Annotated in this window: 21 protein-coding genes and 1 pseudogene; 10 read left to right on the top strand and 12 right to left on the bottom strand. The window is 70.3% G+C overall.

All coding sequences use genetic code 11. From position 1 onward, the window contains the following. Window positions 1–26: 26 nt before the first annotated feature. Window positions 27–350, bottom strand: coding sequence for a hypothetical protein (locus tag ACFYPC_RS23775; RefSeq protein WP_385728938.1), 324 nt, complete (start codon window positions 348–350; stop codon window positions 27–29). Window positions 351–697: 347 nt separating this feature from the next. Here ACFYPC_RS23775 and ACFYPC_RS23780 point away from each other — a divergent pair, with 347 nt between their 5' ends. After that, the gene (locus ACFYPC_RS23780; protein ID WP_388679578.1) at window positions 698–1831 is read left to right on the top strand and encodes a PLP-dependent cysteine synthase family protein; all 1134 of its coding nucleotides are present in this window, start codon (window positions 698–700) and stop codon (window positions 1829–1831) included. 218 nt (window positions 1832–2049) lie between these two features. Here ACFYPC_RS23780 and ACFYPC_RS23785 read toward each other — a convergent pair whose 3' ends face one another. Together ACFYPC_RS23785 and ACFYPC_RS23790 are read right to left on the bottom strand one after the other, a co-directional pair. Beyond that, on the bottom strand, window positions 2050–2529 hold the full coding sequence (locus ACFYPC_RS23785) for an SRPBCC family protein (protein WP_388679580.1): 480 nt from the start codon (window positions 2527–2529) through the stop codon (window positions 2050–2052). A 107-nt stretch (window positions 2530–2636) separates the two neighbouring features. Further along, complete coding sequence (locus ACFYPC_RS23790) at window positions 2637–3467, bottom strand: DeoR/GlpR family DNA-binding transcription regulator (protein WP_388679582.1); 831 nt, start codon at window positions 3465–3467, stop codon at window positions 2637–2639. 271 nt (window positions 3468–3738) lie between these two features. On the opposite strand from ACFYPC_RS23790, the gene ACFYPC_RS23795 reads away from it, so the two are divergent. Continuing rightward, complete coding sequence (locus tag ACFYPC_RS23795; RefSeq protein ID WP_388679584.1) at window positions 3739–6141, top strand: hypothetical protein; 2403 nt, start codon at window positions 3739–3741, stop codon at window positions 6139–6141. On the opposite strand, the gene ACFYPC_RS23800 is transcribed toward ACFYPC_RS23795, so the two are convergent. The 4 genes from ACFYPC_RS23800 to ACFYPC_RS23815 all read right to left on the bottom strand — a co-directional run bounded on the left by ACFYPC_RS23800 (window position 6111) and on the right by ACFYPC_RS23815 (window position 10833). After that, window positions 6111–8549 (bottom strand): right-handed parallel beta-helix repeat-containing protein, encoded by a 2439-nt coding sequence (locus ACFYPC_RS23800; protein ID WP_388679586.1) that lies wholly within the window; start codon window positions 8547–8549, stop codon window positions 6111–6113. The two genes, ACFYPC_RS23795 and ACFYPC_RS23800, sit on opposite strands and share 31 nt — an antisense overlap. A 157-nt stretch (window positions 8550–8706) precedes the next feature. After that, the gene (locus ACFYPC_RS23805) at window positions 8707–9312 is read right to left on the bottom strand and encodes a hypothetical protein (RefSeq protein ID WP_388679588.1); all 606 of its coding nucleotides are present in this window, start codon (window positions 9310–9312) and stop codon (window positions 8707–8709) included. Between the two features lie 195 nt (window positions 9313–9507). Continuing rightward, a complete protein-coding gene (locus tag ACFYPC_RS23810) occupies window positions 9508–10332 on the bottom strand; it encodes an MOSC domain-containing protein (protein ID WP_388679590.1) in 825 nt (274 codons plus the stop codon). A 63-nt stretch (window positions 10333–10395) separates the two neighbouring features. Beyond that, on the bottom strand, window positions 10396–10833 hold the full coding sequence (locus ACFYPC_RS23815; RefSeq protein ID WP_388679592.1) for a DUF6643 family protein: 438 nt from the start codon (window positions 10831–10833) through the stop codon (window positions 10396–10398). Between the two features lie 280 nt (window positions 10834–11113). On the opposite strand from ACFYPC_RS23815, the gene ACFYPC_RS23820 reads away from it, so the two are divergent. Next, window positions 11114–12454: a TerD family protein gene (locus tag ACFYPC_RS23820; protein ID WP_388679594.1), complete on the top strand. Its 1341-nt coding sequence runs from the start codon at window positions 11114–11116 to the stop codon at window positions 12452–12454. A gap of 4 nt (window positions 12455–12458) precedes the next feature. Here the strand turns inward: ACFYPC_RS23820 and ACFYPC_RS23825 are convergent, their stop codons facing one another. After that, complete coding sequence (locus tag ACFYPC_RS23825; protein WP_388679597.1) at window positions 12459–13634, bottom strand: glycosyltransferase; 1176 nt, start codon at window positions 13632–13634, stop codon at window positions 12459–12461. Window positions 13635–13692: 58 nt separating this feature from the next. Between ACFYPC_RS23825 and ACFYPC_RS23830 the strand changes: the two genes are divergently transcribed. The 7 genes and pseudogenes from ACFYPC_RS23830 to ACFYPC_RS23860 all read left to right on the top strand — a co-directional run bounded on the left by ACFYPC_RS23830 (window position 13693) and on the right by ACFYPC_RS23860 (window position 18584). Further along, window positions 13693–14478, top strand: a complete 786-nt coding sequence (locus ACFYPC_RS23830) for a glutamate racemase (protein WP_388679599.1) — start codon at window positions 13693–13695, stop codon at window positions 14476–14478. Window positions 14479–14604: 126 nt separating this feature from the next. Further along, entirely contained in the window at window positions 14605–15150 is a 546-nt protein-coding gene (locus tag ACFYPC_RS23835; protein WP_388679601.1) for a hypothetical protein, read from the top strand. 256 nt (window positions 15151–15406) lie between these two features. Further along, complete coding sequence (lnt, locus tag ACFYPC_RS23840) at window positions 15407–17041, top strand: apolipoprotein N-acyltransferase (RefSeq protein WP_388679603.1); 1635 nt, start codon at window positions 15407–15409, stop codon at window positions 17039–17041. Between the two features lie 34 nt (window positions 17042–17075). Further along, window positions 17076–17549 carry an NUDIX domain-containing protein gene (locus ACFYPC_RS23845; RefSeq protein ID WP_388679605.1) on the top strand — a complete coding sequence of 158 codons (474 nt, stop codon included), beginning with the start codon at window positions 17076–17078 and terminating at the stop codon, window positions 17547–17549. Window positions 17550–17625: 76 nt separating this feature from the next. Beyond that, a pseudogene (locus tag ACFYPC_RS23850) lies at window positions 17626–17850 on the top strand (3-hydroxybutyrate dehydrogenase); the annotation flags it as partial. 53 nt (window positions 17851–17903) lie between these two features. Continuing rightward, a complete protein-coding gene (locus tag ACFYPC_RS23855; RefSeq protein ID WP_388679607.1) occupies window positions 17904–18149 on the top strand; it encodes a hypothetical protein in 246 nt (81 codons plus the stop codon). 141 nt (window positions 18150–18290) lie between these two features. Then, entirely contained in the window at window positions 18291–18584 is a 294-nt protein-coding gene (locus ACFYPC_RS23860) for a hypothetical protein (RefSeq protein WP_388679610.1), read from the top strand. 197 nt (window positions 18585–18781) lie between these two features. Here ACFYPC_RS23860 and ACFYPC_RS23865 read toward each other — a convergent pair whose 3' ends face one another. The 4 genes from ACFYPC_RS23865 to ACFYPC_RS23880 all read right to left on the bottom strand — a co-directional run bounded on the left by ACFYPC_RS23865 (window position 18782) and on the right by ACFYPC_RS23880 (window position 24713). Next, window positions 18782–20086 (bottom strand): hypothetical protein, encoded by a 1305-nt coding sequence (locus ACFYPC_RS23865; RefSeq protein ID WP_388679613.1) that lies wholly within the window; start codon window positions 20084–20086, stop codon window positions 18782–18784. A 60-nt stretch (window positions 20087–20146) separates the two neighbouring features. Beyond that, complete coding sequence (locus ACFYPC_RS23870; RefSeq protein WP_388679616.1) at window positions 20147–22489, bottom strand: transglycosylase domain-containing protein; 2343 nt, start codon at window positions 22487–22489, stop codon at window positions 20147–20149. A gap of 458 nt (window positions 22490–22947) precedes the next feature. Beyond that, a complete protein-coding gene (locus tag ACFYPC_RS23875; RefSeq protein ID WP_388679618.1) occupies window positions 22948–23697 on the bottom strand; it encodes a TIGR03943 family putative permease subunit in 750 nt (249 codons plus the stop codon). Continuing rightward, window positions 23694–24713: a permease gene (locus tag ACFYPC_RS23880; protein ID WP_388679620.1), complete on the bottom strand. Its 1020-nt coding sequence runs from the start codon at window positions 24711–24713 to the stop codon at window positions 23694–23696. Before ACFYPC_RS23880 ends, ACFYPC_RS23875 begins: the two co-directional genes overlap by 4 nt. Window positions 24714–24820: the final 107 nt, after the last annotated feature.

Consider the following 24820-nt stretch of genomic DNA (forward strand, 5'->3'; position numbering starts at 1 on the left):
AGCCCCGCAGCCCCGTCGCCGTGACTTCAGTGCTTGCGTCCTGCCGCCTTGCGTACGGCTTCTATGAAACGGCGGGCCGAGGGCGGGCCAGGCTTGCCGGGTGCGGGGTCGTGCTCGCCGAGGGTGAGTGAGTAGCGGGTGCCGTTGACATCCGCCAACGCCCGGTCCTCGGGCGCGAACCACGGCTTGGAGGCGCGCACCGCCTGGACGGGAGCACTGTCGATCTCGCTCCCGTAACTGGTGAGCAATTCCAGCCTGCCGTCACTGATCCGGACCTGTCCGGCCCGGGTGAGTGAACGCAGCCTCTTCCCGATCCGCACGCCCGTGGCCGTGAACTCCGGCTCCGCCATGATGCCCCGCCCCCTTGTGCGCTTCGGCTGTGCTGTGCCGTGATCCAGTGTGCACCTCACCGGGAGGGACCGGCTCGTTCTCGATGAGCGTTGTGCTGCCGGTCCCTGTTCCCGCGGTGCAGTCTGCCCGCACCGGGCAGCGAGCACCAGTGCGCATGGCGGTGCAGTGACGGGAACGGGAGTACTTGTCCGGATGCGCCCCCGCCGTCCCGCACACTCCTGCCCCTCGGGTGCCTTTGGGGTGCTCAAAGGCATGTTTATGCAGGTGAGAAGCGTGCGGAAGGTGCCTATGATCGAAGGTGTCCGACCTCGCGATCCGGCGTCGGCACAACCCGAAGGAGCCCGCCGTGACCACCCCTCAGCAGACCCGGACCGGCGAAACCCTCGATGTCGACCACAGCGACCCGGAATACCGGACCTGGCTCAAAGAAGCCGTACGCAAGGTGCAGGCCGACGGCAACCGATCGGCCGACACGCATCTGCTGCGCTTCCCGCTCCCCGAGCACTGGGGCATCGACCTGTACCTGAAGGACGAGTCGACGCACCCCACGGGCAGCCTCAAACACCGGCTCGCCCGCTCACTGTTCCTCTACGGACTGTGCAATGGCTGGATCCGCCCGGGCCGCCCGGTCATCGAGGCGTCCAGCGGCTCGACGGCCGTCTCCGAGGCCTACTTCGCGGGGCTCATCGGCGTGCCCTTCATCGCGGTCATGCCCCGCACGACGAGCGCCGAGAAGTGCCGCCTCATCGAGTTCCACGGCGGCCGGTGCCACTTCGTGGACGATTCCCGCAAGATGTACGAGGAGTCCGTCGCCCTCGCGGCAGAGACCGGCGGCCACTACATGGACCAGTTCACCTACGCGGAACGGGCGACGGATTGGCGCGGCAACAACAACATCGCCGAATCCATCTTCCGCCAGCTGGAGCTGGAACGGTTCCCGGAGCCCGCGTGGATCGTCGCCACGGCCGGCACCGGCGGCACGTCGGCGACCCTCGCGCGCTACGTCCACTACATGCAGCACGACACCCGTATCTGTGTCGCCGATCCGGAGAACTCGTGTTTCTTCGAGGGCTGGACCACCGGCGACCCAGACGTCACCTGCGACTGCGGCTCGCGTATCGAGGGCATCGGCAGGCCGCGGATGGAACCGAGCTTCGTGCCCGGCGCCATCGACCGGATGATGAAGGTGCCGGACGGGGCCAGTGTGGCTGCCGTACGCGCGCTGGAACGGGCCATCGGCCGCAAGGCGGGCGGCTCGACCGGAACCGGCCTGTGGGGCGCACTGAAGATCGTCGCCGAGATGGTCGCGGAGGGGCGTACGGGGAGTGTGGTGACGCTGCTGTGCGACCCCGGGGACAGGTATCTCGACAAGTACTACTCGGACGAGTGGCTGGCCGAACAGGGGCTGGACATCGAGCCGTACACGAGGGCGATCGCGTCGCTGCTGGAGACGGGCGTCTGGCAGGACTGGCGTGGGTGAGACGCCGCTGGGGTGGGTGGTCAGGTGCCGGTGGGAGGTCGGTGGGGTGGTCAGGTGCCGGTGGGACGTCGGTGGGACGGTCAGGCGCCGGTGGGACACCGGTGACACGGTCTCGTACCGGTGAGAATTTTTGTCGAGGTCAGACGCCGCTGGGACGGTCTTGTGCCGGTCAGACGGTTGTCGAGAGGTCAGCCGCCGCCGGGACGATCACGCATACGTCAGCCGTTCGTCGACGCCAGTCGCCGGTCCAGCGCCGTCACCGCGTCGCGGAACGTTCGTCCCAGCCCTGCCCGGCTCAGCCTCAGGGCCAGCCGGAAGAACGCTGTGCCGTCCGTGACGAAGGTCCACTGGACCCGCGTGCCCGCCCCGGCCGGCGTGAGCCGCCACTCCTCGACCAGGGCGCGGGCCCCGGGCGCGTTCGTGACGTCCACCCGGTACGTGTACACCTCGGGAGCCGTGGCCGCGAGGACCGTCTCCTGGAAACGAATGCCGCCCCGGAGCCGGATCTCACGCCCGGCGCCGTCCTCGGTCGGCCGGGCGAGCGTCACCGCCGAGAACCACTCGGTCCAGCCGGGAACATCCTCGGCGAGCGCGTGGAAGACCGCCTCCGGGGACGCCGTCACCACCCTGGCGAACACCAGACGCACCGGAGCGCTCTCGATGAACTCCGGTCCTACCGGGCGCAGTCGGCGTGCCATGTGCGAAACCCCCTGGCGGGACACGGTCCCGGGCGGAAACGGGCGATGACGGAACGCTCCCGCACCGGCACGGCGGCGAGGGAAGGGGCACCATAACCGGCGGACCGTCAGGTGTCTGTACCGTCTCCGGGCTCACCGGCCACCACCACGCGCCTGAGGTGCTCCGAAATCTCCTCGCGGGCATCGGCCGGCAGACCCGCGTCGGTGACGAGCGTGTCGACCTGTTCGAGTGCGGCGAACGAACTCAGGCCCACCGTGCCCCACTTGGTGTGGTCGGCGACCACGACGACACGCCGCGCGGACTGCACCAGCCGCCGGTTGGTCTCGGCTTCCGCCAGATTCGGCGTCGACAGTCCGGCCTCGACCGATATCCCGTGCACACCCAGGAACAGCACGTCGAAGTGGAGCGCCACGATGGCCTGATCAGCCACGGGCCCCACCAGTGAGTCGGACGGCGTGCGCACCCCGCCCGTCAGGACGACCGTGGCGGCGCCCTGCCGCTGGCCGGAGACGCGCTGCGCCGAATGGAAAACATCCGCCACCCGCACCGAGTTGGTGACCACGGTCAGATCAGGGACGTCCAGGAGATGCTGGGCCAGCGCGTATGTCGTCGTGCCGCCCGAGAGCGCGATCGCCGTGCCCGGCGCGACCAACTCGGCGGCGGCGCGCGCGATGTCCTCCTTGGCGGTGAGCTCCAGGCCCGACTTGGCCTCGAAACCCGGTTCGTGCGTGCTCGCCTCGACCAGCGGCACCGCCCCGCCGTGCACCTTCTCCACCACGCCCTGGCGGGCGAGGGCGTCGAGATCGCGGCGGACCGTCATGTCGGAGACGCCGAGCCTGCGGGTCAGTTCGTTCACGCGGACGCCGCCACGGCGGCGTACTTCGTCGAGGATCAGGGCACGACGCTGCTCCGCGAGGAGGTTCTGATTCTCACTCACGTCCGCTCCGGTTCCTTTCGTCCAAACCTGTCGGCACTCCGCCCGAACCCACTCCCACGTGGACATTCTCCCCGTCCGAGGGCTTCAGGACGCCTCATCCTCGCACGGGTCACCGACAGCCGCGCCACTGCTCGTACAGACTCCCGTCGCGGTGGTGTCACACGTATCGGGGAGATTCAGTGACGACGGGTGCACACACCGTCCGCGGGCGGGATCCTTGTACCTGCACATGACACATGGGATACATGCGGCACGGGGGAAGTGCGAAGCGGTGGAAGCTGCACGGGAAAACGGTTCGACAGGGGAGCTCCGCAGCCCCGAACAGCGGCCCGAAGCGGCCGCGCCCGCCCTGGAACTCCTGGTTCACGGAGTGGGCGGAGCTTCACCCGAGGGGATGCTCGACGACCCACGGACGGTGCGCGTCACCGGCGACGAGACGGCGGCCGTCTACCGGCGCATCGCCGACGCCGACGCCGAGCAGCACCCTGACACCCCACGGAGCCAACCGGTGCCCGAGGCCTACGTGTGGTGCAACCTCACGTCGGGCAACGGCTCCCGCGCCCTGTGGCTGTTACTGCTCCCCTTCATGGTCGTCAACCTCGCGCACTGGATGCGTCCCACCACCCGGGGCCGCAGACGCACGGTCCGCCTGTACGGCCTGCTGGTCCGTCTGGCCGGACTCACCCTCACCGTGCTCCTGGTCGCCGCCGCCTGCGAGGTCGCCCTCGACCTGGCCGCCTGGCAGTGCGCGGGCACGCGCGCGTGCGCCGCGGAGCACTCCTGGCTGGAGTTCCTCTCACCGGCCGCGTCGGACGACGGCTGGTGGAGTCAGCCGGGCCGCCGCCTCGCCCTGGCCTCCCTGGTGCCCACGGCGCTGACCGTCCTCCTGTGGTACCTGTCCCACCGGACCTGGAGTGCCTACGAGTCGCAGCAGCCGATGTCCCGTAAGGCGGAGCCCGACGAGGAGACCGGCCGGTCAGGGCTCGGCCGGCCGGGATTCTGGTACGGGCGACGGCTGGTGGCCCGGCTGCGTGCCGCGCACACCGCCGCGGGCCTGCTGACGGTCGCCGCCGCCGTCGGCACCTCCGCCGCACGCTACGACCGCACGTCCCAGGGGGCCGGCGTACTGGCGACCCTGGGCCTGCTCCTGGACCTGACCCTCGTCGCGGGCTTCGTCGTCGTGGTGTGGGTGGTGTGCCGCAGGGGCCGCACCGAGAACCGCCTCGACGAGGAACTCGACCAGCCCCTGGTGCGCTGGCTGCCCACGGGTTCCGTCATCCTGCTGACCCTGACCCTTTTCTACGCCGGCTGGTCGCGGCCCGGCTGGCACTCGCAGGGGCGGCTGCCCGGCGACATGACCTTCGGCGGTATCGCTCTCCTCCAGGGGCTGCTCGTCATCGTGCTGGGCGTGGTGGCCCACATCCTGTTCCGCGCCCGGCCCGACACACGTACCGCGATGCGCGGACTGGCCGGTCCAGCCGTCGCCATGCTGGCCTGCGCACTGGGCGGCGTGATGTCCGGAGGGGTGTCCCAGCGCGTCGCCGACTGGCTGGACGGCACTCGGAGCTCGATCCCGGGGCCGCCCGTCCTGCTGACCTGGCAGGCATCCACCATCCCCGTACTCCTCGTCGTGCTCGCCTTCCTCATCGGCTGGCTGGCCTGGCGCACCTGGCTGCTGCGGAAGCGGGAAATGGACGCCGTGGAGTTCGACTACGAGGGCGAGCCCCAGGACCCCGTCCGTACGCGCGACATCGCGAGCACCCGCGCGATGGCCTCCCTCACCGACAGGGCGCCCCTCCTGATTGCCGTCATCTCCTCCGTGACCTGGCTGCTCGGCGCCGCCGCGCTGGCCGGCGCGCTGGCGACCGAGGACGCTCCCAGCGAGGCCGCCCACGGGACGTACGCGTTCGTCCAGGGCGCGGCCGAGACCGCGCAGGCGCTCGGCTCCTGGCTGATCGGCCTCGGCTTCATCCTGTTCGTCACCTGGGGCCGCCGCGCCTACAAGGACCCGGCGGCCCGCCGTACCATCGGCATCCTCTGGGACGTCGGCACCTTCTGGCCGCGCGCCGCCCACCCCTTCGCGCCGCCGTGTTACGCCGAGCGCGCCGTGCCAGACCTGACCTGGCGCATGGCCACCTGGACCCGCGCCACCGGCGGGCGGCTCGTCATCTCCGGTCACTCCCAGGGCAGTGTGCTGGCCGCCGCGGCGGCCTGGCAGCTGCAGCCGTCCGTACGCAGGCGGGTCGCGCTCCTCACCTACGGCTCACCCCTGGAGCGTCTGTACGGGCGCTGGTTCCCGGCCCACTTCGGCCCGGCCGCCCTCGCCTCCCTGCACCGTGACGTCGCCTGCTGGCGCAATCTGTACCGGCTCAGCGACCCCATCGGCGGAAGCGTCCGGCTGGCGGGGGAGTGCGGGCCTGAGGTGGACCGGGAGCCCCTCAAGGATCCGCTGGCCTACGGACGCACCACACAGCACCCGCTGCCCGCGCCGATCCTGGGCCACTCCGACTACCAGGCGGACCCCGCCTTCGCCGTCGAGAGGGAAGAGCTGCTGGCCCGGCTGACACCGGAGGTGCCGCTTCCACGCGCGCGGAAGGACGGCAGCGCGTCGGCCGCCCCGCGTCTTCGGGACGACGGCCCGCCTCAGGGCAGCTCGGGGAGGTCCTCCGAGTAGAGGAGGGTGAGGTCGTCCGTGCTCGGCTCGGTGAGCTGGGCGACCCGCCCCGCGTGCCGCTCCACCATCGCCTCGAACGTCTGCCGTGCGGTGCGGCCGTTGCCGAAAGCGGGTCCCTTGGGGATCGCCGTGAAGTACTTCGTCAGCGCCTCGGGCGCCCCGGGGGCCAGCCGGTACTCGTGCTCCTCGGCCTGCTGCTCCACGATCCGCAGCAGCTCCTCGGGGTCGTAGTCGCTGAAGGTGATGGTCCGTGAGAAGCGGGACGCCACCCCGGGGTTGACGGTGAGGAAACGCTCCATCTCGGCCGTGTAACCCGCCACGATGACCACCACCGCCTCCCGGTGGTCCTCCATCAGCTTCACCAGTGTGTCGATGGCCTCGCGACCGAAGTCGCGGCCCGAGTCCTCGGGCGACAGCGCGTACGCCTCGTCGATGAACAGCACCCCGCCGCGCGCCCTGTCGAACGCCTCCTGCGTGCGGATCGCCGTGGAGCCGATGTGCTCGCCGACCAGGTCCACCCGGGACACCTCGACGAGATGCCCTTTCTCCAGGACGCCGAGCGAGGCGAGGATCTCGCCGTACAACCGCGCGACGGTGGTCTTGCCGGTGCCGGGGGAGCCGGTGAAGACCAGGTGGCGCCGGGCGGAGGCCGCCTTGAGGCCCGCCAGTTGGCGGCGGCGGCCCACCTCGATCATGTCGGTCAGGGCGCGCACCTCGCGCTTGACGCTCTCCAGGCCCACCAGCGTGTCGAGTTCACCGAGGACGTCCTGCGACGAACGTGTCGGCTGCTCGGGCTCCTGCACCGCGACGAGGGGCTCCTGCTCGGTGGTGCGCTGGCCCGGGATCGCGCCGAGCAGGCCCGTGGTCGCACTTGGCGTCTTCTGTACGGCGATCTCGTGCGCGGGGGACCGCAGTCCCGCGCTCTCGTCGCTCGTGCAGTCCTCCATGACCGGTCCGTCGCCTCCGCTCTGTGCGGCATTGGCGTCGGCGAACTCGTAACCCCCGCGCGCGCACCGCTCCGTACGGCACTTCTTCAGCGTCGCGCGGGCGCCGTCGATCACATGGAAGCCGTAGCCTCCGCTGTCCGTCACCCGGCAGTTGTGGAAGCTGCCCCGGCCGCCCGCCGACACATAGAAGCCCGCCTCGGCGGGCGAGGTGACCGTGCAGCGCTCAATGGTGGGATCGGCGCCCTTGGTGACGATCACGCCGGTCTGGGTGCCGTCCACGGTGCAACCGGACAGGGTGCCGCCGCTGCCGTGGTCACGGAACCAGGCGCCCGTCGCGGCGTCCCGGATGCGGCAGTCGTCGAGCTGCGCCGTCGCGCCGTCGCTGACCGACACTGCTGTGTTCCGCACCTGCGAGAGATCGCTGTCCACGACGTCCGCGCGGGAACCGCGGTCGAGGACGAACAGGGCGTCCGGCACGTCGTGCACCCGGCACGAGTCGAGTACCGCGGTGGCGCCGTCGCTGATCCACACCGCGGGGTAGTCGCCCGTGCTGTCGAAGATCTCGCACTGGTTGGCGTCCACTCGCGTGCCCGGGTCCCAGACCGAAAGACCATTGCGCCCGAACTGCCGCACGGTGGTGCGCGTCAGCGTGAGGACCGAACGCGAGCGGAGATCGACCGCGTTCTCCGGGATGTCGTGGATACGGCAGTCGGCCAGCGTGAGCACCGCGTCCGTGTCGAGGGTGATGCCGTCCCCGGTCGTCCGGTGCACATCGCAGTCGGTGAGATGGCCTGTGGCCCGCCCGGTGATCTGCACGCCGGAGCCCTTGACCTCGTACACCTCGCAGCCGACGGCCTCCAGCGACGAGCCCTCACCGGTCGCCGACAGGCCCGCACCGGAGGCGTGATGGACCCGGCAGCGCTCCAGGCGCGGACGGCCGCCCCCACGGACGACGATGCCCGACTGGCCCGCCGCGACGACCTCGCACTCCTCGAAAACCCCGCCGCCGCCGTCCAGTACGGCGATGCCGATACCGGCCGGATTGTCGACCGTGCAGCGACGGACCGTCGGACGGGCGCCGCCCCGCACCTCGATCCCGGCGGCGGAGCGCGTCACGATCCGCACGTCCAGAAGCTCCGGGGTGCCCTCCTCGACGAGAAGTGCGGGCGCGGCCGAGTCCTGGCCCTCCACATGCAGGTCCTGGACCACGGCGGAGGCGCGCACGGTCAGCGGCACTCCGTCGACCGGCGCGATGCGTACGGAGCCGGGGAATCCCTCGGGGCCGCGCAGCGTCACCGCGCGCTGGACCACCAGGTTCTCCCGGTAGGTGCCCGGAGCGACAGTGAGGACGTCACCGTCGCCCGCCGCTTCCAGAGCGGCGGCCAGCGATGCGTACTCACCCGTGCGGCGCCGCCACCGCGAGGTGCCGGTGTGCGTCACCTGGACCGTGCCCTGTGCCATGGCGCTGTTCTGCCCCCACCTCGTGATATGCGGGTCCTGCAAGGCCGGAACGAAACCCCGTCGGCATGACGGAAAGCCTCTCACGACGGTGCCGAAGACCTCGCCGGTCCACCGTAGCGTGCGCGGGGAGGGCGAGTTGACCGTAGTGGGAAGGCGGTCAGCTGCCCGCGCCGGTCCTGCCCCAGTCGGGGCCCGCCTTGTCCCAGGCGCGGTCCCAACGGGCGTACCGGCGGCGGACCATGCGCCAGACGATCAGCCGCCTGCCGCCCTCGACGAGCCCCGCAGCCATCGCGGCAGCGCCGAATCCGGCCAGCACGGCGTGTGTCGTCGCGGTGGCACTGTCCAACGGGCGGGCGGCTATGCGGCCGTGCGGGTCGGTCCAGAGCGTGAACTGGTCCCCGGGCACGGGGGACTTGAGGGCGGCCGTCACCGCGCCGTGTTGTGAGGTACCGTCCGGTGCCGTCCAGGTGGCTATCACGCGGCTGTGGGCGTCCCGTCCCGAGGCTGTCTCGGGGTCGGGGTCGAGCGGGCTGTCGGACAGCTTCCTGTCAACGGTGGCCACCACCTCGTGGCGGGCCGCACGCTGGTCCCGCACGGACTGCTGCAAGGCGCTGTGGGCCAAAGCTCCGACGGCGGCTCCGACGAGGGGTACGACGGCGAGGATCAGCACGACGGCCGCCAGGGCCAGCCAGGCCTCGGCAAGATCGGTCCCTCGGCGCAGCGGATTGTGCCGCCAACGCCAAAGTCCGCCGATTGCTCGCACCGTTCCGCACCCCCTTCCGCTTCCGTGATAACCCACCGCGGAGCCGTTCGCGCATCGAGCCCGGGGAAGAGAGAGCGAAATCACCCCGCCCCGGGCCGTTCGTGAACGCCTCACGAAGTCTCAACGACCCTGTCAGGGGACCGGGTTCCCATTGTGCGTGGCCTATTCACGGAACTTGACCGGGAGTCTGGAGGCTCATCCGAGGACCGTGACGGCATCGCCGATCCGTACCGTGCCACGCGTCTCGGGCACCAGGTTCTGTCCGAAGATCAGCCGGTCCCCGAAGCGGCGGTGGCGCCCGAGGGTCCGCAGCGGTTCCTTGCCGCGTTCGGCGCTGCCCTGGTCGGTGGTGGTGACGACGCACCGGCCGCACATCTTGGCGACCCGGAAGGTGACCTCACCGATGGAGATCCGCGACCAGTCGTCCTCGGCCCAGGCCTCCGTGCCCGCCACGACCACGTTCGGCCGGAAGCGGTTCATGGGCAGCGGACCTTCCTCGGCGTGATCTCCCTGGGCGATGAGGGAGTTGAGGGCGTCCAGCGAGGCGAGCGTGGTGAGCAGCAGTGGATAGCGGTCGGCGAGGCTGACCGTCTCGCCAGGACGGGAATGCGGGGCGTCGTCGATCGAGCGGCGCGTGGCGGGGTCATCCATGTGCACCAGGCGCACGTCGGCGCCCAGGAAGTCGCTGCACCAGGCATGCGCGGCGTCGTCGGCGGGGACGGCTTCCACCTTTGTCCCGAAGATGTTCAGCGTGGTCGTGCCCAGCGGCTCGGGGACGGGAACGGTCACCGGCTCACGGCCGGACGCGGACAGGCGCACGCCGCCGGGCAGCAGCTCGGCGGCGGCCAGTGCCAGACGTGGTTGCTGGCGCTGAGTGACGACCTTTCCCCCGTCGTCGATGACTACCCAGCGTCGGTCTCCGGCCAGCCCCCAAGGCTCCACCACGGCTTCCCGGACCGGCCGGCCCCTGAAGGCCTTGACCGGGTGGACATGGATCGAGTGCAGCTCCGTGTTCCCCATGACGCCATCGTGCCAGCCGGCACCGACAACAATCCCGATCGGATGAGTTCAGAACCCGCAGTCTCAGTACCCGCGGTACTGCTGGCCGTTGTACGGATCCTGGTAAGGAGCCGGAGCGGGACGGGGAGCCGCGGGGCGCATGGCCTCGTAGCCCGTGCCGGGCGCCATCGGGCGCTGCTGCTGGGGCTGGCCGCCAGGGTAGCCGCGCGGGACGCCGGCCTGCTGCGGGATGTAGGGCGCCGGGGCCTGCTGCAGCGGTGCGGGCTGCTGGGCCTGTGGATAGCCGTACATCTGGGCTTGCTGGGAGGGGCCGGGAGGCAGAGCGGGGAGCGCTGACGGAAGCGCGGGCAGATGGCTTCCGGAGTCGTAGGCGGCGGGAACCCGGATCGGGGCGATCTGAGGGCTCCCCCGCTCGGCGACGAGCGAGTCGTAGATCGGGGTGTCCGGGAAGGACGGCGCGGAGTAGTAACCGCCGCCATAGGTGGAGCGGGGGGAGGTCATGGCACATAAGTTAAGCCCACGATGTGCTGGTTGGGGAGACCGATAAGAGGGTTGTTTTCCGTGTCGGCAGTGACGTGGGATCCCCAATGCGAGCGAACTCGTCAAAAAAGGGCACCAAAGTGCGTTCAGATCGTGTAAAGGCCTAGTTCCTTGCAGGTTACCGGCGGTTGACCATCAATCTTCGGGTGCGGATCTTGGGAGTTCGTCACTGCGGGGATTAGGTTTGGCAGGAGCCCAGCCGACGGACCGACCGAGGCGCCCTTCGGCGCGGAGACACGTGATGGGGGCGTACATGTCAATGCCTAAGGGATCGAATGTTCCCGTGCCGACGAACGTGCTGCGCGTCGAATTGGGATGGCGTTCGGCGCCGGGCGTGCCCGACGCGGACGCCTCCGCGCTACTGCTGGTCGCCGGACGGGTCCGGTCGGACGCCGACTTCGTCTTCTACAACCAGCCCGTGCACTCCTCCGGCGCCGTGCGGCACGAGGGCAAGCGGAGCGAGGACGGTCGGGTGACCGACACACTGCTCGTCGACCTCGCGCGCGTGGAGCCCGCGATCGAGACCGTGGTGCTCGCCGCCTCCACGGACGGCGGCCCCTTCGGGCAGGTGCCCGGTCTGTACATCCGGGTGCTCGACGGACAGCGGGGGAGCGAGGTCGCCCGCTTCGACAGCGCCGACGCGAGCGTCGAGACCGCCTTCGTACTCGGTGAGTTCTACCGGCGCCAGGGCGCCTGGAAGTTCCGAGCGGTCGGGCAGGGGTACAGCAGCGGACTGGAAGGACTGGCCACGGACTACGGGATCACGGTGGACGAGCCGCAGCACGCGGCACCGCCCGTAGCCCAGCCGGTGACCGCGCAGCCGCCGATCGCCCCGCCCGTCACGACGCGTCCGCCCGTCGCCCCGCCCGTTACCGTGCGGACGCCGGCTGCCCCGCCCGTCACCACGCCGACGCCCGCCGCGCCCGCGGCACCTCCGGCGCCGGTGCGCCTGACCAAGATCACGCTCACCAAGGAGGCCCCGTCGGTCTCGCTGAGCAAGCAGGGCGGCACGTCCGGCGCCATGCGCGTGAACCTCAACTGGCAGGTGCGCAAGCAGTTCTCGGGGTGGGGCAGCAAGCTGGGCCGGGCCGTCGCGATGCACGCCGATCTCGACCTCGACCTCTGCGCCCTCTACGAACTGTCCGACGGCCGCAAGGGTGTTGTCCAGGCGCTCGGCAACGCATACGGAGCGCTGCACCAGCCGCCGTACATCCATCTCGACGGCGACGACCGCACCGGTGGGTCGGCGAGTGGTGAGAACCTGTCCATCAATCTCGACCACAAGCAGAGCTTCCGGCGCATCGTCATCTTCGTGACCATCTACGAAGGAGCGCGCTCCTTCGCCGACCTGGACGCCACGGTGACCCTCCAGCCGCTGAACGGCGCGCCGATCGACTTCTCCCTCGGCGAGTGCACAGTGCCCTCGACCGTCTGTGCGCTCGCGCTCATCACCAACAACGGCGGCGACCTGATCGTCCAGCGCGAAGCCCGGTTCCTGGTACCCGAGCGCGGGGTGAGCCCCCAGCGCACCGTCGACTACACCTACGGGTGGGGCATGAACTGGACCCCGGGCAGGAAGTGAGCGATCAGCGCTCGTCCAAGGCGGCGTCCGGACGCGTATAGGTACGGCCCTTCCAGGCCGCGCCCCGCCCCCTGTAGTGCTGCACCGCGGAATCGACCGTCATGAGGAGGTACAGGAACGCGGTGACCGGGAGCAGCGGAGCGAGCCACAGAGGCTGCCCGTAGTAGCGCAGCATCGGGAGGTACGTCGCCGTCATCAGCAGCCATGCGAGCCCCCCGGCCGTCGCGGCCCCCGCGCTCCCCGCGGCGAGGCCCACGAAGAGGGCGATCGGCGGCACCAGGTAGACGACGGAGAGGCCGGCGACCGTTCCGGCGAGCAGCAGCGGACTGTGCCGCAACTGGGCGTACGCGCTGCGCGAGACCATCCGCCACAGGTCGTGCAGCCGCGGATACGGACGCACGCTGTCCACGCCCTCCGCGAGCCCCAGCCAGATGTGGCCCCCACTGCTCTTGACCGCCCTCGCGAGCGCGACATCGTCGATGACGGCGTGCCGGATGGCCTCCGGGATCCGCGCCCGCTCGGCCGCGTCCGTACGCAGCAGGACGCAGCCGCCCGCCGCTGCAGCCGTGCGCGAGCCCCGCACGCCGATCCGGCGGAAGGGATAGAGCTGAGCGAAGAAGTAGACGAAGGCGGGCACGACGATCCGCTCCCACACGCTTTCCACCCGCAGCCGGGCCATCTGCGAGACCAGGTCGAAGCCGCCGGTGCGCGCCGCCGCCACCAACTCCCGCAGGCTGTCCGGCGCATGGCTGATGTCGGCGTCTGTCAGCAGCAGATATTCGGGATCACGCGCGCGTGCCAGGCCGATGCCGTGGCGAACGGCCCAGAGTTTGCCCGTCCAGCCCGCGGGCGGCTCCCCGGGAGAGCCGACGGTGAGCGGCAGCCCGCCGTGCCGCCGCGCCAGCTCACGGGCCCGCTCCCCGGTGCCGTCGGAGCTGCCGTCGTCGATGAGGAAGATCTCGGCCCGCCCCGGATAGTCCTGAGCGAGGAGCGACGGCAGGCTCTCGGGCAGTACGGCGGCCTCGTCGCGCGCCGGTACGACGACGCATACGGACGGCCAGTCGTCCGGCGTCCCGCGCGGCGGCAGTCTCACATCCGTACGCCAGAAGAAGCCCTGGCCGAGCAGCAGCCAGAGCCAGGCGGCCAGTGATCCAGCAGCGGTCCACGCGATGGCGCTCATCCGCCGAAGTCTGCCCCACCCCAGCGGCCCGTCGAGGCGGATCGTCTATGGTGACCGGGTGAAGATCGCGCTCATGGACTCCGGTATGGGACTGCTCGCCGCCGCTGCCGCGGTACGCCTTCTGCGACCCGACGCCGATCTCATCCTCTCCTCGGACCCCGACAGCATGCCCTGGGGCCCGCGCACCCCGCAGGACGTGACCCTGCGGGCCCTCGCTGTCGCCGAGGCCGCAGCGCGGTACCGCCCCGACGTACTGATCGTCGCCTGCAACACCGCCTCCGTGCGCGCTCTGCCCGCGCTGCGCGCCCGTCTGGAGCCCGGGGTGCCCGTCATCGGCACCGTGCCGGCGATCAAACCGGCCGCGGCCGGGGGCGGACCCGTCGCGATCTGGGCCACGCCCGCCACCACGGGCAGTCCCTACCAGCGAGGTCTCATCCGTGAGTTCGCGGACGGAGTGCAGGTCACCGAAGTGGCCTGTCCCGGGCTCGCCGAAGCAGTGGAGCACGCGGACCAGGCGGCCATCGACGCTGCGATCGCCGCTGCCGCGGCCCGCACCCCCGACGATGTAAGGGCCGTCGTCCTGGGCTGCACCCATTACGAGCTGGTCGCCGAGCGCATCCGGGCCGCCGTACAGCGGCCCGGCACGCCGCCGCTGGTCCTGCACGGCTCCGCCGGAGCGGTCGCCGCCCAGTCGCTGCGCAGGACCGGTGAGTCCCCGGCTCCGGAAGCCCCCGCGGACGGCTCGCTCACCGTGCTCCTGAGTGGCCAGGAGGGTGCGCTTCCCGCTTCCGCGCTTGCCTACGAGGAAGGCCGCCTCCTGTCCGCGGTCACCCCCACGCGCTGACCGCAGGTCACCGTCGGGCACCCTCGGTTACGCCGCGGACGCGCTGTGTACGAAGGACGGCCACCCGGAGCAGTAACGCTCCGCAAGGCCGTGCCCGCACTGCGGAACCTGAGTAGTCTCGTTGCCATGAGGGACCACCCCCACGGCGAGAACACCTCGCACCCGGAGATCTGGACGGGGCGCGCGACCAACCGCGTCCAGTGGCTGCCCGCGCTCGGCGGGGCCGCCTGTATCGCGCTCGGCATCGAGCTGGCCGTCGACTCCACGTGGACGTCAGGCAGCGCCCCGCTCGTCATGTCCGTCGTCGGATGCATCGCGGCAGGCCTGCTCATTCTGTTCGGCACGCTCGCCTTCGTGCATGTCGCCGTGAAGGTCGACAAGGACTGCCTCGAAGTGCGCTGCGGCCACATAGGGCTGCCGCGTCGCCGCATCCCGCTCTCGAACGTCGTAGGGGCCGATTTCGCGCCCTCGGTCACGCCTCGCCAGTGGGGCGGCTGGGGTTACCGCTGGCGTCCCGAGATGGGAACCGCCGTCATCGTCAGGCGCGGCGAGGGCGTGGTGCTCCTACTCGGGGACGGCCATACGTTCACGATCACGGTGGACAACGCGGAGGCGGCCGTACGGATCATCCGCGACCATCTGCGGACGAGCACCCCGGGGACGGCGCTCTGACCCCTCGGCCGTCCGCCGTTCACGGTTCCGGACGGTCGCTGCGGGGACGTTCCCCCGGGGCCGTGGTGATCTCTTCGTCGGACAGTGGTCGTGATGTCGCACCCTGCCGGCAGGTCCGCGCCGGTCGTCACCGCGGTGCAGCTCAGCGCGTCGCCGACCGAATCGACGACGGCGGGCTCTGCGCCGGACCGGTTCCTGTGTGGGGCCGGGTGGACCACGCTGTCGGCGCCCAGGTCACGCGCCGTAGACTCCCGGAGTGACCGCCACCGCGACATCCGTAGACGAGCCGGAACAGCTCGAACCCCAGACCGCGCCGGCGTCGCGCGCGGCCGGACTGGCCCTCCGTCTCGTTCCGGCGGCCTCCGCGGCGCTGTCCGGCGTGCTGCTGTACGTCAGCTTCCCGCCGCGCACCCTCTGGTGGCTGGCCCTTCCGGCCTTCGCGGTCTTCGGCTGGACCCTCCGGGGCCGCACCTGGAAGGCGGGTCTCGGGCTCGGCTATCTGTTCGGCCTCGGGTTCCTTCTGCCGCTGCTCGTGTGGACCGGAGTCGAGGTCGGCCCCGGCCCGTGGATCGCACTCGTCATCGCGGAGTCGGTGTTCGTCGCGCTCGTGGGCGCGGGCATCGCGGCCGTCTCCCGACTGCCGGGGTGGCCGCTGTGGGCGGCGACGCTGTGGATCGCGGGTGAGGCCGCACGTGCGCGCGTGCCTTTCGGCGGGTTCCCCTGGGGGAAGATCGCCTTCGGGCAGGCGGACGGGGTCTTCCTGCCGCTCGCCGCGGTGGGCGGCACGCCGGTACTCGGCTTCGCGGTCGTGCTCTGCGGCTTCGGGCTGTACGAGGCCGTCCGCCTGCTTCTCGAAGGCCGCCGCACCCGGGTGGTACGGCGTGGGGCGGCCGCGGTGGCGCTGCTCAGCGTCGTCGCCCCCGTGGCGGGGGCGCTCGCCGCGCGGTCGCTGGTGAGTGACACGGCGGAGGACGGCACGGCGACCGTCGCGGTCATTCAGGGCAATGTTCCGCGCGCGGGCCTGGAGTTCAACGCCCAGCGGCGTGCCGTTCTCGACTACCACGCGCGGGAGACCGAGCGGCTGGCCGCCGAGGTCAAGGCGGGCAAGGTCGCCCAGCCGGACTTCGTGCTGTGGCCGGAGAACTCCTCCGACATCGACCCGTTCACCAACCCCGACGCCCGCGCCGTCATCGACAGCGCGGCCAAGGAGATCGGCGCCCCCATCTCGGTCGGCGGTGTCGTCGAGCGGGACGGCAAGCTCTACAACGAGCAGATCCTGTGGGATCCGGACAAGGGCCCGGTCGACACGTACGACAAGCGGCAGATCCAGCCGTTCGGTGAGTACCTCCCGATGCGTTCTCTCATCGGGGCCATCAACAGCAACTGGACGTCCATGGTGAGCCAGGACTTCAGCCGCGGCACCAAGGCGGGCGTCTTCACCATGGACGGCACCAAGGTCGGCCTCGCCACCTGCTACGAGGCGGCCTTCGACTGGGACGTACGCGACACCGTCCTCGACGGAGCGCAGATGATCTCGGTGCCCAGCAACAACGCCACCTTCGACCGCAGCGAGATGACCTACCAGCAGCTCGCCATGTCACGCGTCCGCGCCGTGGAGCACAGCCGCACCGTCACGGTGCCGGTGACCAGCGGCGTCAGCGCCGTCATCATGCCGGACGGGAAGATCACCCAGAAGACCGGGATGTTCGTGGCGGACTCGCTCGTCCAGAAGGTGCCGCTGCGATCCTCCGAGACCCCGGCCACGCGTCTGGGGATCCTGCCGGAGATGATCCTGGTGCTGATTGCGGCGGGCGGGCTCGGCTGGGCCGTGGCGAGGACGGTGCGCGGACGGCGTGGCAGCGGCGTTCAGGCCGCCGTTTCCGGACCGTAACGGAGCGGTGGAACCGGGCCGTTAGGGTCGGTGCATGGCTACTCCCGACTTCATCCGTACGATCCGGGCCACCGCCGGCCACCAGCTTCTCTGGCTGCCCGGAGTGACCGCCATCGTCTTCGACGACGAGGGCAGAGTGCTGCTGGGGCGCCGCTCCGACACGGGCAAGTGGTCGGTGATCGGTGGCATTCCGGAGCCGGGGGAGCAGCCCGCTGCCGGAGCGGTGCGGGAGGTTTTCGAGGAGACGGCTGTTCGGTGCGTGGTCGAGCGCGTCGTGCTCGTCCAGGCCCTTGCGCCGGTCACCTACGAGAACGGCGACAACTGTCAGTACATGGACATCACGTTCCGGTGCCGGGCCGTCGGTGGTGAGGCGCGTGTCAACGACGACGAGTCGCTGGACGTCGGATGGTTCGACGTGGACGCGTTGCCGGAGCTGAACGAGTTCTGCCTGCTGCGGATCAAGCAGGCGCTCTCCGATGCACCCACGTGGTTCGACCCCATGACCTGAGCGTGAAGTGTGTGAGTTGACCACATGGGCTGGCTCCGGGGCGCAGCTTAGAAGGGTCGAGACATGACCATGCCTAGCGCCCGCCCAGGTATCAAGCCCACGCGCATTCGACCTCGGCGGCCGCACCGCCCTCGTCATCGGCGCCGGGGGTGGAATCGGCGGTGCCTGTGTGCTGTGACTCGCCGCCGCCGGGGCCAGGGTGAGAGCGGTCGACCGCGACGCCGCGGGCCTGAGCACGCTCACCGACCTCGACGCGGCGGAACGGTCCGCCGCGGGCACCGACATCCTTGTGAACAATGCATCACGGACGCGCACCCGACGCGCCCCGAGCACACATTCCGTTCCGTCTTCCCCGTGCTGGCCCTGTGCTGGCTGGCGGTGTTCTTCGACGGCATGGACGTCAATATCTCCGGCGCGCTCACCGCGGGCAACATCACGGACTGGCTCGGCCGTCGGCCCGTCCTGGCGTGCAGCGTGACGCTCTTCTCCCTCGGTTCCGGCCTTGTGCCATGGCCGGGACAACCACTCTGTTCGGCGCCGGGCGGTTCATCGCCGGACTGGGGCTCGGCGGCCTCATGCCGCTGTGCCTGGCCATGGTGATGGAGTTCGCGCCGCCCCGCCGGGCAGCGCTCACCACGGGGCTGCTGATGACCTCCTACCACGCCGGCGGTATGGCGGCGACCGTTCTCGGCCTGACTGTCGCCCCAGTCACACCTGTCGCTCGGCCTGACCTACGCCGTCGTGGCGGTGACCGGTGTGTGGCTGTTCAGCGCCCAGGTGATGGTGTACGCGACCTCCAACTCCCTTTACCGGGACAGTGAACGGGCCACCGGACTCGGCTGGGTCACCGGTGTGGGCCGTGCCGGTGCCGTCGTCGGCCCCTCGCTGGTCGGCACTCTCGCCTCCAACGGCAGCGAGAGCTGGGGCTTCATCGCCTTCGCGCTGGCCGGAGTGACCGGCGCGGTCGCCATCGCCCTGGTACCCGCCGCGGGCCGCCTCGGGAACCGTGCCCGTACCGGTTCGGTGCCGATGTAAGGGCGCACGGGGCCTCACGAGCGAGCCGACGCTGACGGGTGGTCTCCGCGAGCAGTGGGTCGCGGAGACCACGGAATGCCGGTACCGGTCGGGTGCCGGCTGGAGTGCGCGTGGCTCGGCGGACTGCTGGAACCGCTGTTCCTGGCCGAGCTCGCCGAGGCGTACCTCCGCACCGGCGAGCGGGACGTCGGCCAGGGCTACTTGACGACGGTCGACCAGTCCGGTGACTGCGCCGGGTCGAGGCTGCGCAGGCGCTCCAGGACCTCGGGTTTCTGGACGTCCATCCAGTCGGCGAGTTCGCGGAAGGAGACACAGCGGACCTCCTTGCGCACACACACGTTCTTGATGACGTCGTCGATGGCCTTCATGTAGATGCCGCCGTTCCAGTCCTCGAAGTGGTTGCCGATGAACAGGGGTGCCCGGCTGCCGTAGTACACGCGATTGAAGCCGGCGAGATAGGAGTCGACGGTCTCCTGCCGCCACAACTCGTACTGGGCCGGGTCGCCTTCGGTCTCGCCGTCGGACTGGTTGTAGAGGAAGTTGAAGTCCATGGACAGGCCCTGGTACTCGCCCCCCTCGTAGGGAAGCATCTGGAGCGGGAAGTCCCAGAGGCCTTCCTTCTTGGTGGGCCATATCTGGAAGTCGCCGGGCGAACTGGCGTCGTAACGCCAGCCGAAGCTCTTGATCGCCTCGAGCAGGTTCTTCTGGCCCTCCAGGCAGGGCGCCCGGCCGCCGATGATCTCCTGCTGCGCGTCGAAGGGAAGCGGTGGCAGATCGGTGTAGCCGGTGTTCGTCTTCCAGTTCTCCACGAAGGAGTAGAACTGGCTGATCTCGCTCTTCCACTCCGCGACGCTCCAGTCGCCGCCGCCCTTGGCGTCGCAGAAGTGGCCGTTGAAGTGGGAACCGATCTCGTTCCCCTCCTCCCAGGCCAGTGCGAGCTGCTCCAGCGTGGTGCGGATGTGTTCGTCGGTGGGGTAACTGATCGCCGCCGCCCCGGGATCGTGCATCGGCGGATCGTAGAGCGTCTTCTTGTCCTTCGGCAGAAGGTAGATGCCGGTGAGGAAGAACGTCATATGGGCGTTGTATTCCTTCGCCAATTCCCGGTAGTGCGAGAAGAGTTCGTCGTCGCCCTGCAGGGCGCCGTCCCAGGAGAAGACGACGAACTGCGGCGGCTTCTCTCCCGGCTTGAGCGGCTTGGCATCGAGCTCTTCGGTCTGTGGCCCGGTGTACGACGTGGACCCGTCCCCGATCACCTTCGTCTTGCCGTCCCACGAGGGTTCCGTGTCGCTCTTGGCGGAGTTCTTCCCGTCTGCGTCAGCTTTTCCGTCCGCCGATCCGGTGGCCACCAGATCATCGCCGTTCCCCAGCACCAGTAGGGGTACGGCGATACACACGAGGGCGAGGGCGATGGCGGCGATCAGGATTCTTGGCCGGGCGGTGAGCCGGCCGAGAACGTGAGCACGGTTCCGTCTGCGGCGACGGCGGTGGGCGTTGGAGGTCATCGGTGGCGCATTCTGCGAGGAGGGATGCGGAATGGGGCTCTGTCGCCGTCGCGGCTCGCGTCAGCTGAGCGGGCTCATGGCACTCGACCAGATGCTGTAGGGAACGTCGGTGGCGGGAGAGCCGGCGACACCCTTCAACGGCAGCGGTTCGAGGCTCTTGGTCAGATCCATGCGGTAGACGACGATCGCCGTCGACACCGACGCGTTCGTGCCGACGTACCAGGCGGCCGTGTCCTTCTCGGTCGTGCCGCCCTTGCCGGCGACGTGGGCCGCGTCCTCGGCCGCGTCGGGGTGCTGGGTGACGAAGGACTCCGTGAGCGCCTCGGTGACCTGGTTGGCGACCTTGGTGCTGATCGCGCGGCCCGAGGCGGGCTTGTCCAGGGGGACGCCGGTTCCGTTGCGGGTGATGCGGCCCACCGAGTACGGCTCGGTGTGGATGCCCTCGGCCGCGAACGTGGCGTAGGAGTCGGCCATCCGGATCGCGCTGGGCGTCGAGCTGCCCAGTGTCAGTGCGGGTACCTGCGAGCCCATGCTGGACGCCAGCATGCCCGCCGCCTGCGCCGTGAGGCGGACCTTGTCCAGGCCGGTGTCCATGCCGAGCTGCATGAACGGGGCGTTGACGCTATTGGCGAGCGCCTTGTGCAGGGAGATCTGCCCCCAGGACGTGCCGTTGTCGTTGTGGGCGGTGACCTTCTTGCCGCTGCGGTCCCAGTAGGGGCCCTCGGGCGTGCTGACGGGCACGCCGCTGTCTCCGTTGTAGAGGGAGTCCGGGCTGACGGGAGTCGGCGGCGCGCCCCGTTCTGTGCTGACGCCGTTCTCCAGGCCGGCGGCGTAGACGAACGGCAGGAACGCCGAACCGGCCGGGACCGTCGTCGCGTTGGACTCGTTGAACCCCTGCTTGCGGTGGTCGGGCCCGCCGTAGACGGCGAGGATCCGGCCGTCGTCGGCGACCGAGGCGGCGCCGTAGTGCGCGGTCTTCGCCGCCGAGGCGTCGCTCTCCTCGGCATCCTGGCGAGCGCTGGTGACGGCCTTGGTGAGCGCCTCCTCCCGCTTGCGGTCGAAAGTGGTGTAGATCTGGTAGCCGCCCAGGTCGAACTGCTTGTCCGAGATGCCCGCGGCCTTCTTGGCGTACTGGGTGGCCAACTCGACCAGGTAGTCGCTCTGGTGGCCGGTGTCGTAGACCTGGGACTGCTTCAGGGGTTCGGGGAACTCCTTGTACTTCGCTCGCTCGGTCGGCGACAGCCTGCCGATCTCCACCATGCGGTCGAGGATCCACGACCACCGCTCGACGGCCCGGTCGTGGTTGTCCGCACTCAGGGTGGGGTCGTAGAGGCCGGCTCCCTTCAGCAAGGACGCGAGGAACGCGGCCTCGCTGACGTCGAGTTCGCCGACCTCCTTGCCGTAGTACGCCTGCGAGGCCCGCTGGATGCCGTAGGTGCCCCGGCCGAACCAGCTGGTGTTGAGATAGCCCTCCAGGATCTCGTCCTTGCTGATCTGCTGGTCGAGCTTGATGGCCATCATGGCTTCGGTGAGCTTGCGGCTGACCGAGCGGTCCTGCGACAGGTAGACGTTCTTGACGTACTGCTGGGTGATCGTGGAACCGCCCTGCGTGTCACCCTCACCCACCGTGCGCCACAGCGCGCGGGAGACGCCGCTCAGCGAGATTCCGGGGTCGGAGTAGAAGCTCGCGTTCTCGGCGGCCAGCACGGCCCAGCGCACATCCTCGGGGATGTCCTTGAGGGGCATCTCCTGCCGCCGCACCCAGCCGGTACGGGCCATGGGCGTCCCGTCCGACCAGAAGAAGACGTTGTCCTGCTGGGTGGCGTACGTGTTGAGGTCCTCAGGGATGTCCGTGGTGACGTAGAGGACGGTCAGCAGGGAACCGATCACAGCCGTGAGTGTCAGGCAGGCACCCAGCCACTGACGCCAGGACGGTGTCCAGCGCCGCCAGCCGGTGCGGCCCGGCCGCGGGTAGCGGGGACGAAGGCGGCGTGCCGTGGGTGCGATGCCTTGGAGGACCGGCGCGAGGCGTGCGGTGACGCCTGCCGTGACACGGCGTGCGGCGGTGGGCGGCGCGGGCTTGCGCCGGGGGCCGAGGCGAGCGGATACGGGTATGCGGAGGACCCGGAGCATGATGGTCGAGTCCGGGTCGGCCGGTGGCGGAACGGATGAGCCCGCTGTGTCACGCGCGTCGGATTCACTGCCGGGCTCGCTCAGGGAGGGACCGGCCTGGGGATACCGGGAGTCCGCCTCGGCATCCGGCGAGTCGGCTGCGGGGTTGGAGGCGTCCGTCCCCTCGACGCCGGTGCGGCCGTTGCGGCGACGGAACCTGGCGTGTCTCGCGGCGGACAGGCGGCGGCCCAGGCTGCCTTCCTCCGGGCTGCCTTCCTCCGGCCTAGCCATGACGTCTGCCGGGTGTGAGTCCCCTCCGGGAAGCCCCCGATGTATTCGCTGCCATGGCCTGGACATGCCTGCGTCTCCCTCCGCGCTCGTGCTTGCTCGCGCGGGTAGATGCAGCTGCCGCAAATGCGGCTGCGAGCCCCCCTCCCCGACCTTTCGGTACATCGCGGCCCCCCTAAATTAGCAGTGGTCAATGTGAAGTCCTCGGTCGGATGGGGTTCAGAATGCGACCAGGCGTGATCCTTTTGTGTCGGAGTTGGATATTTAGCGAAAAGTAAGGCCGGGCTGCTCGCCCGGAGGTCACTGCGCCGGTGGCGTCGGCAGGCTTGAACATCGGCTGGAACTGATCGCTCCCGCAAGCCCGCTTCCATCGAGCGAAGGGGCGACGATCTCTGTCCGTCACCTTCCGATCTCTCCCTGGCACCCTCCTGAAAAAGCCCAGCGGCTCCCCGGAGAAGCCCTCAGCTGTTCCAGCTCTCGTCGTACGGATCGCGCGGGGCCCCGACGGGCTTGGCGTCGGCGACGTCGATGAAGGGGATGACGCCGTTGTTGACGGGATCCTTCGTCCGCTTGCTGGTGTAGGTGCCGGTGACCTCGAGCCAGGAGTCGGGTTGCAGCACGGGGGGAATCTGTCCGGTCAGGCCGATCTTGACCGGCTGGGCGTCGGCGGCACAGCAGTTGAGGGCCATGCGGACGAGGTAGGGGGTGCCGTCGTCGCCCAGGGCGATGAAGCCGGTGACCTTGATCCGACGGTCGCCGAGGGTGTGCCCGTGGTCGTAGGCCGCGCGGCCCGCGTAGTCGACCAGGCTGAGCGGCAGTGGGTCGCCGGAGGGCAGGTCGGCGTAGCCGAAGGGGGGTTGCAGGGCCGTGCCGGTACGCATCGCGCTGTAGGAGCCCAGCGCGGGCGGGGCGACCAGGATGAGGGCGAGCAGCGGGAGGACCAGGAGCCAGGCGATGCGGGGCTCGCGGTGGGCGTGGCCGTGCCCTTCGTCGTCCCGGCCCTCTTCGGGCGGGCTCTCCCGGCGCGCGCGCCAGAGTCGCAACTCGTACCACACCGTGGCGACGGCCGTGACGATCAGTACGACGCCGGCCGCCAGCAGCAGGGGCCGCAACCCGGCCTTGACGTACCGCAGATAGAGATCGCTGGAGCCGGCCTTGAGTACCGCCGCGCCGATGAGGAACAGGACGGCCGCCTGCGCCTGCCGGTTCACAGCAGCACCGCCCCGACGAGGACCGACATGAGGACCGCCAGGGTGAAGGTGGCGGGGGCGAACCGCAGGGCGAACCCGCGGCCGAACGTGCCGACCTGCATGGCGAACAGCTTCAGGTCGATCATCGGCCCGACGACGAGGAACGCCAGCCGGGCGGTGAGGGAGAACTGGGTCAGCGACGCGACCACGAACGCGTCGGCCTCGGAGCAGATCGACAGCAGTACCGCGAGGACCGCGAGCGCGAGGACGGACACCAGGAAGTTGCCCGCCGCGGCCTGCAGCCAGTTCTCCGGAACGACGGCCTTGAGCGTGGCCGCGGCCATCGCGCCGACGACCAGGAAACCGCCCGCGTGCATCACGTCGTGCCGCACGGACCCCCAGAACGCGGCGCCCCTGCCGAGGCCGTCGTGTGCCGGGCGAGCCGGCGGGCGCAGCCAGTCCGCACGCCCGAGCCGCTGCCAGAGCCAGCCCATCGAACACGCCACGAGCAGGCTCGCCACGAAGCGGGCGAGGACCATCTCCGGATTGCGCGGGAACGCGACCGCCGTGGCGGTCAGCACGATCGGGTTGATCGCCGGTGCGGACAGCAGGAAAGCCAGCGCCGCGGCGGGTGTGACGCCCCGGCGCACCAGCGCCCCGGCCACCGGAACGGAGGCGCACTCGCAGCCGGGCAGGACCGCCCCGGCCATCCCGGCGACCGGCACCGCGAGGGCGGGCCGGCTCGGCAGGGCGCGGGCGAAGAACGAGGGCGGGACGAACACCGCGATGACCGCCGACAGGAGCACGCCCAGGACGAGAAAGGGGAGGGCCTGGATGATCACCGCGACGAACACGGTCATCCAGCTCTGCATGACCGGCGCGGACAGCACCTGCCGGATCGGACCCTGCAGGGTGACCAGCAGGAGCAGGACCATGGTCAGGACAAGCGGGGAGTTGACGTTCCAGCCCCGCCGGCCCTGCGGGTCGCCCGCGGCGCGGTGCTCGACCGGGGGCGGGGCCGCCTTGGTGATGGTCACGAGTGAGGTACCTCCGGTAAGGAAGGGCTCGGTGGCTTGGTGCCCCTCCACCTTCAGTACGCCGGTTCGGGCACAGCTTCTCACCGCGGCGAGCAACGTTCGCGGGC

Origin of the sequence: Streptomyces sp. NPDC005808, assembly GCF_042871385.1 — a bacterium.
In the GTDB taxonomy this organism is placed as follows: Bacteria; Actinomycetota; Actinomycetes; order Streptomycetales; family Streptomycetaceae; genus Streptomyces.

Coding starts and splice junctions, on each gene's coding strand:
- ACFYPC_RS23810 (WP_388679590.1), bottom strand. CDS start 10,332: ATGGGGAACACGGAGCTGCACTCGATCCATGTCCACCCGGTCAAGGCC.
- ACFYPC_RS23825 (WP_388679597.1), bottom strand. CDS start 13,634: ATGAGCGCCATCGCGTGGACCGCTGCTGGATCACTGGCCGCCTGGCTC.
- ACFYPC_RS23815 (WP_388679592.1), bottom strand. CDS start 10,833: ATGACCTCCCCCCGCTCCACCTATGGCGGCGGTTACTACTCCGCGCCG.
- ACFYPC_RS23845 (WP_388679605.1), top strand. CDS start 17,076: ATGGCTACTCCCGACTTCATCCGTACGATCCGGGCCACCGCCGGCCAC.
- ACFYPC_RS23820 (WP_388679594.1), top strand. CDS start 11,114: ATGGGGGCGTACATGTCAATGCCTAAGGGATCGAATGTTCCCGTGCCG.
- ACFYPC_RS23775 (WP_385728938.1), bottom strand. CDS start 350: ATGGCGGAGCCGGAGTTCACGGCCACGGGCGTGCGGATCGGGAAGAGG.
- ACFYPC_RS23835 (WP_388679601.1), top strand. CDS start 14,605: ATGAGGGACCACCCCCACGGCGAGAACACCTCGCACCCGGAGATCTGG.
- ACFYPC_RS23865 (WP_388679613.1), bottom strand. CDS start 20,086: ATGACCTCCAACGCCCACCGCCGTCGCCGCAGACGGAACCGTGCTCAC.
- ACFYPC_RS23800 (WP_388679586.1), bottom strand. CDS start 8,549: ATGGCACAGGGCACGGTCCAGGTGACGCACACCGGCACCTCGCGGTGG.
- ACFYPC_RS23870 (WP_388679616.1), bottom strand. CDS start 22,489: ATGGCTAGGCCGGAGGAAGGCAGCCCGGAGGAAGGCAGCCTGGGCCGC.
- ACFYPC_RS23785 (WP_388679580.1), bottom strand. CDS start 2,529: ATGGCACGCCGACTGCGCCCGGTAGGACCGGAGTTCATCGAGAGCGCT.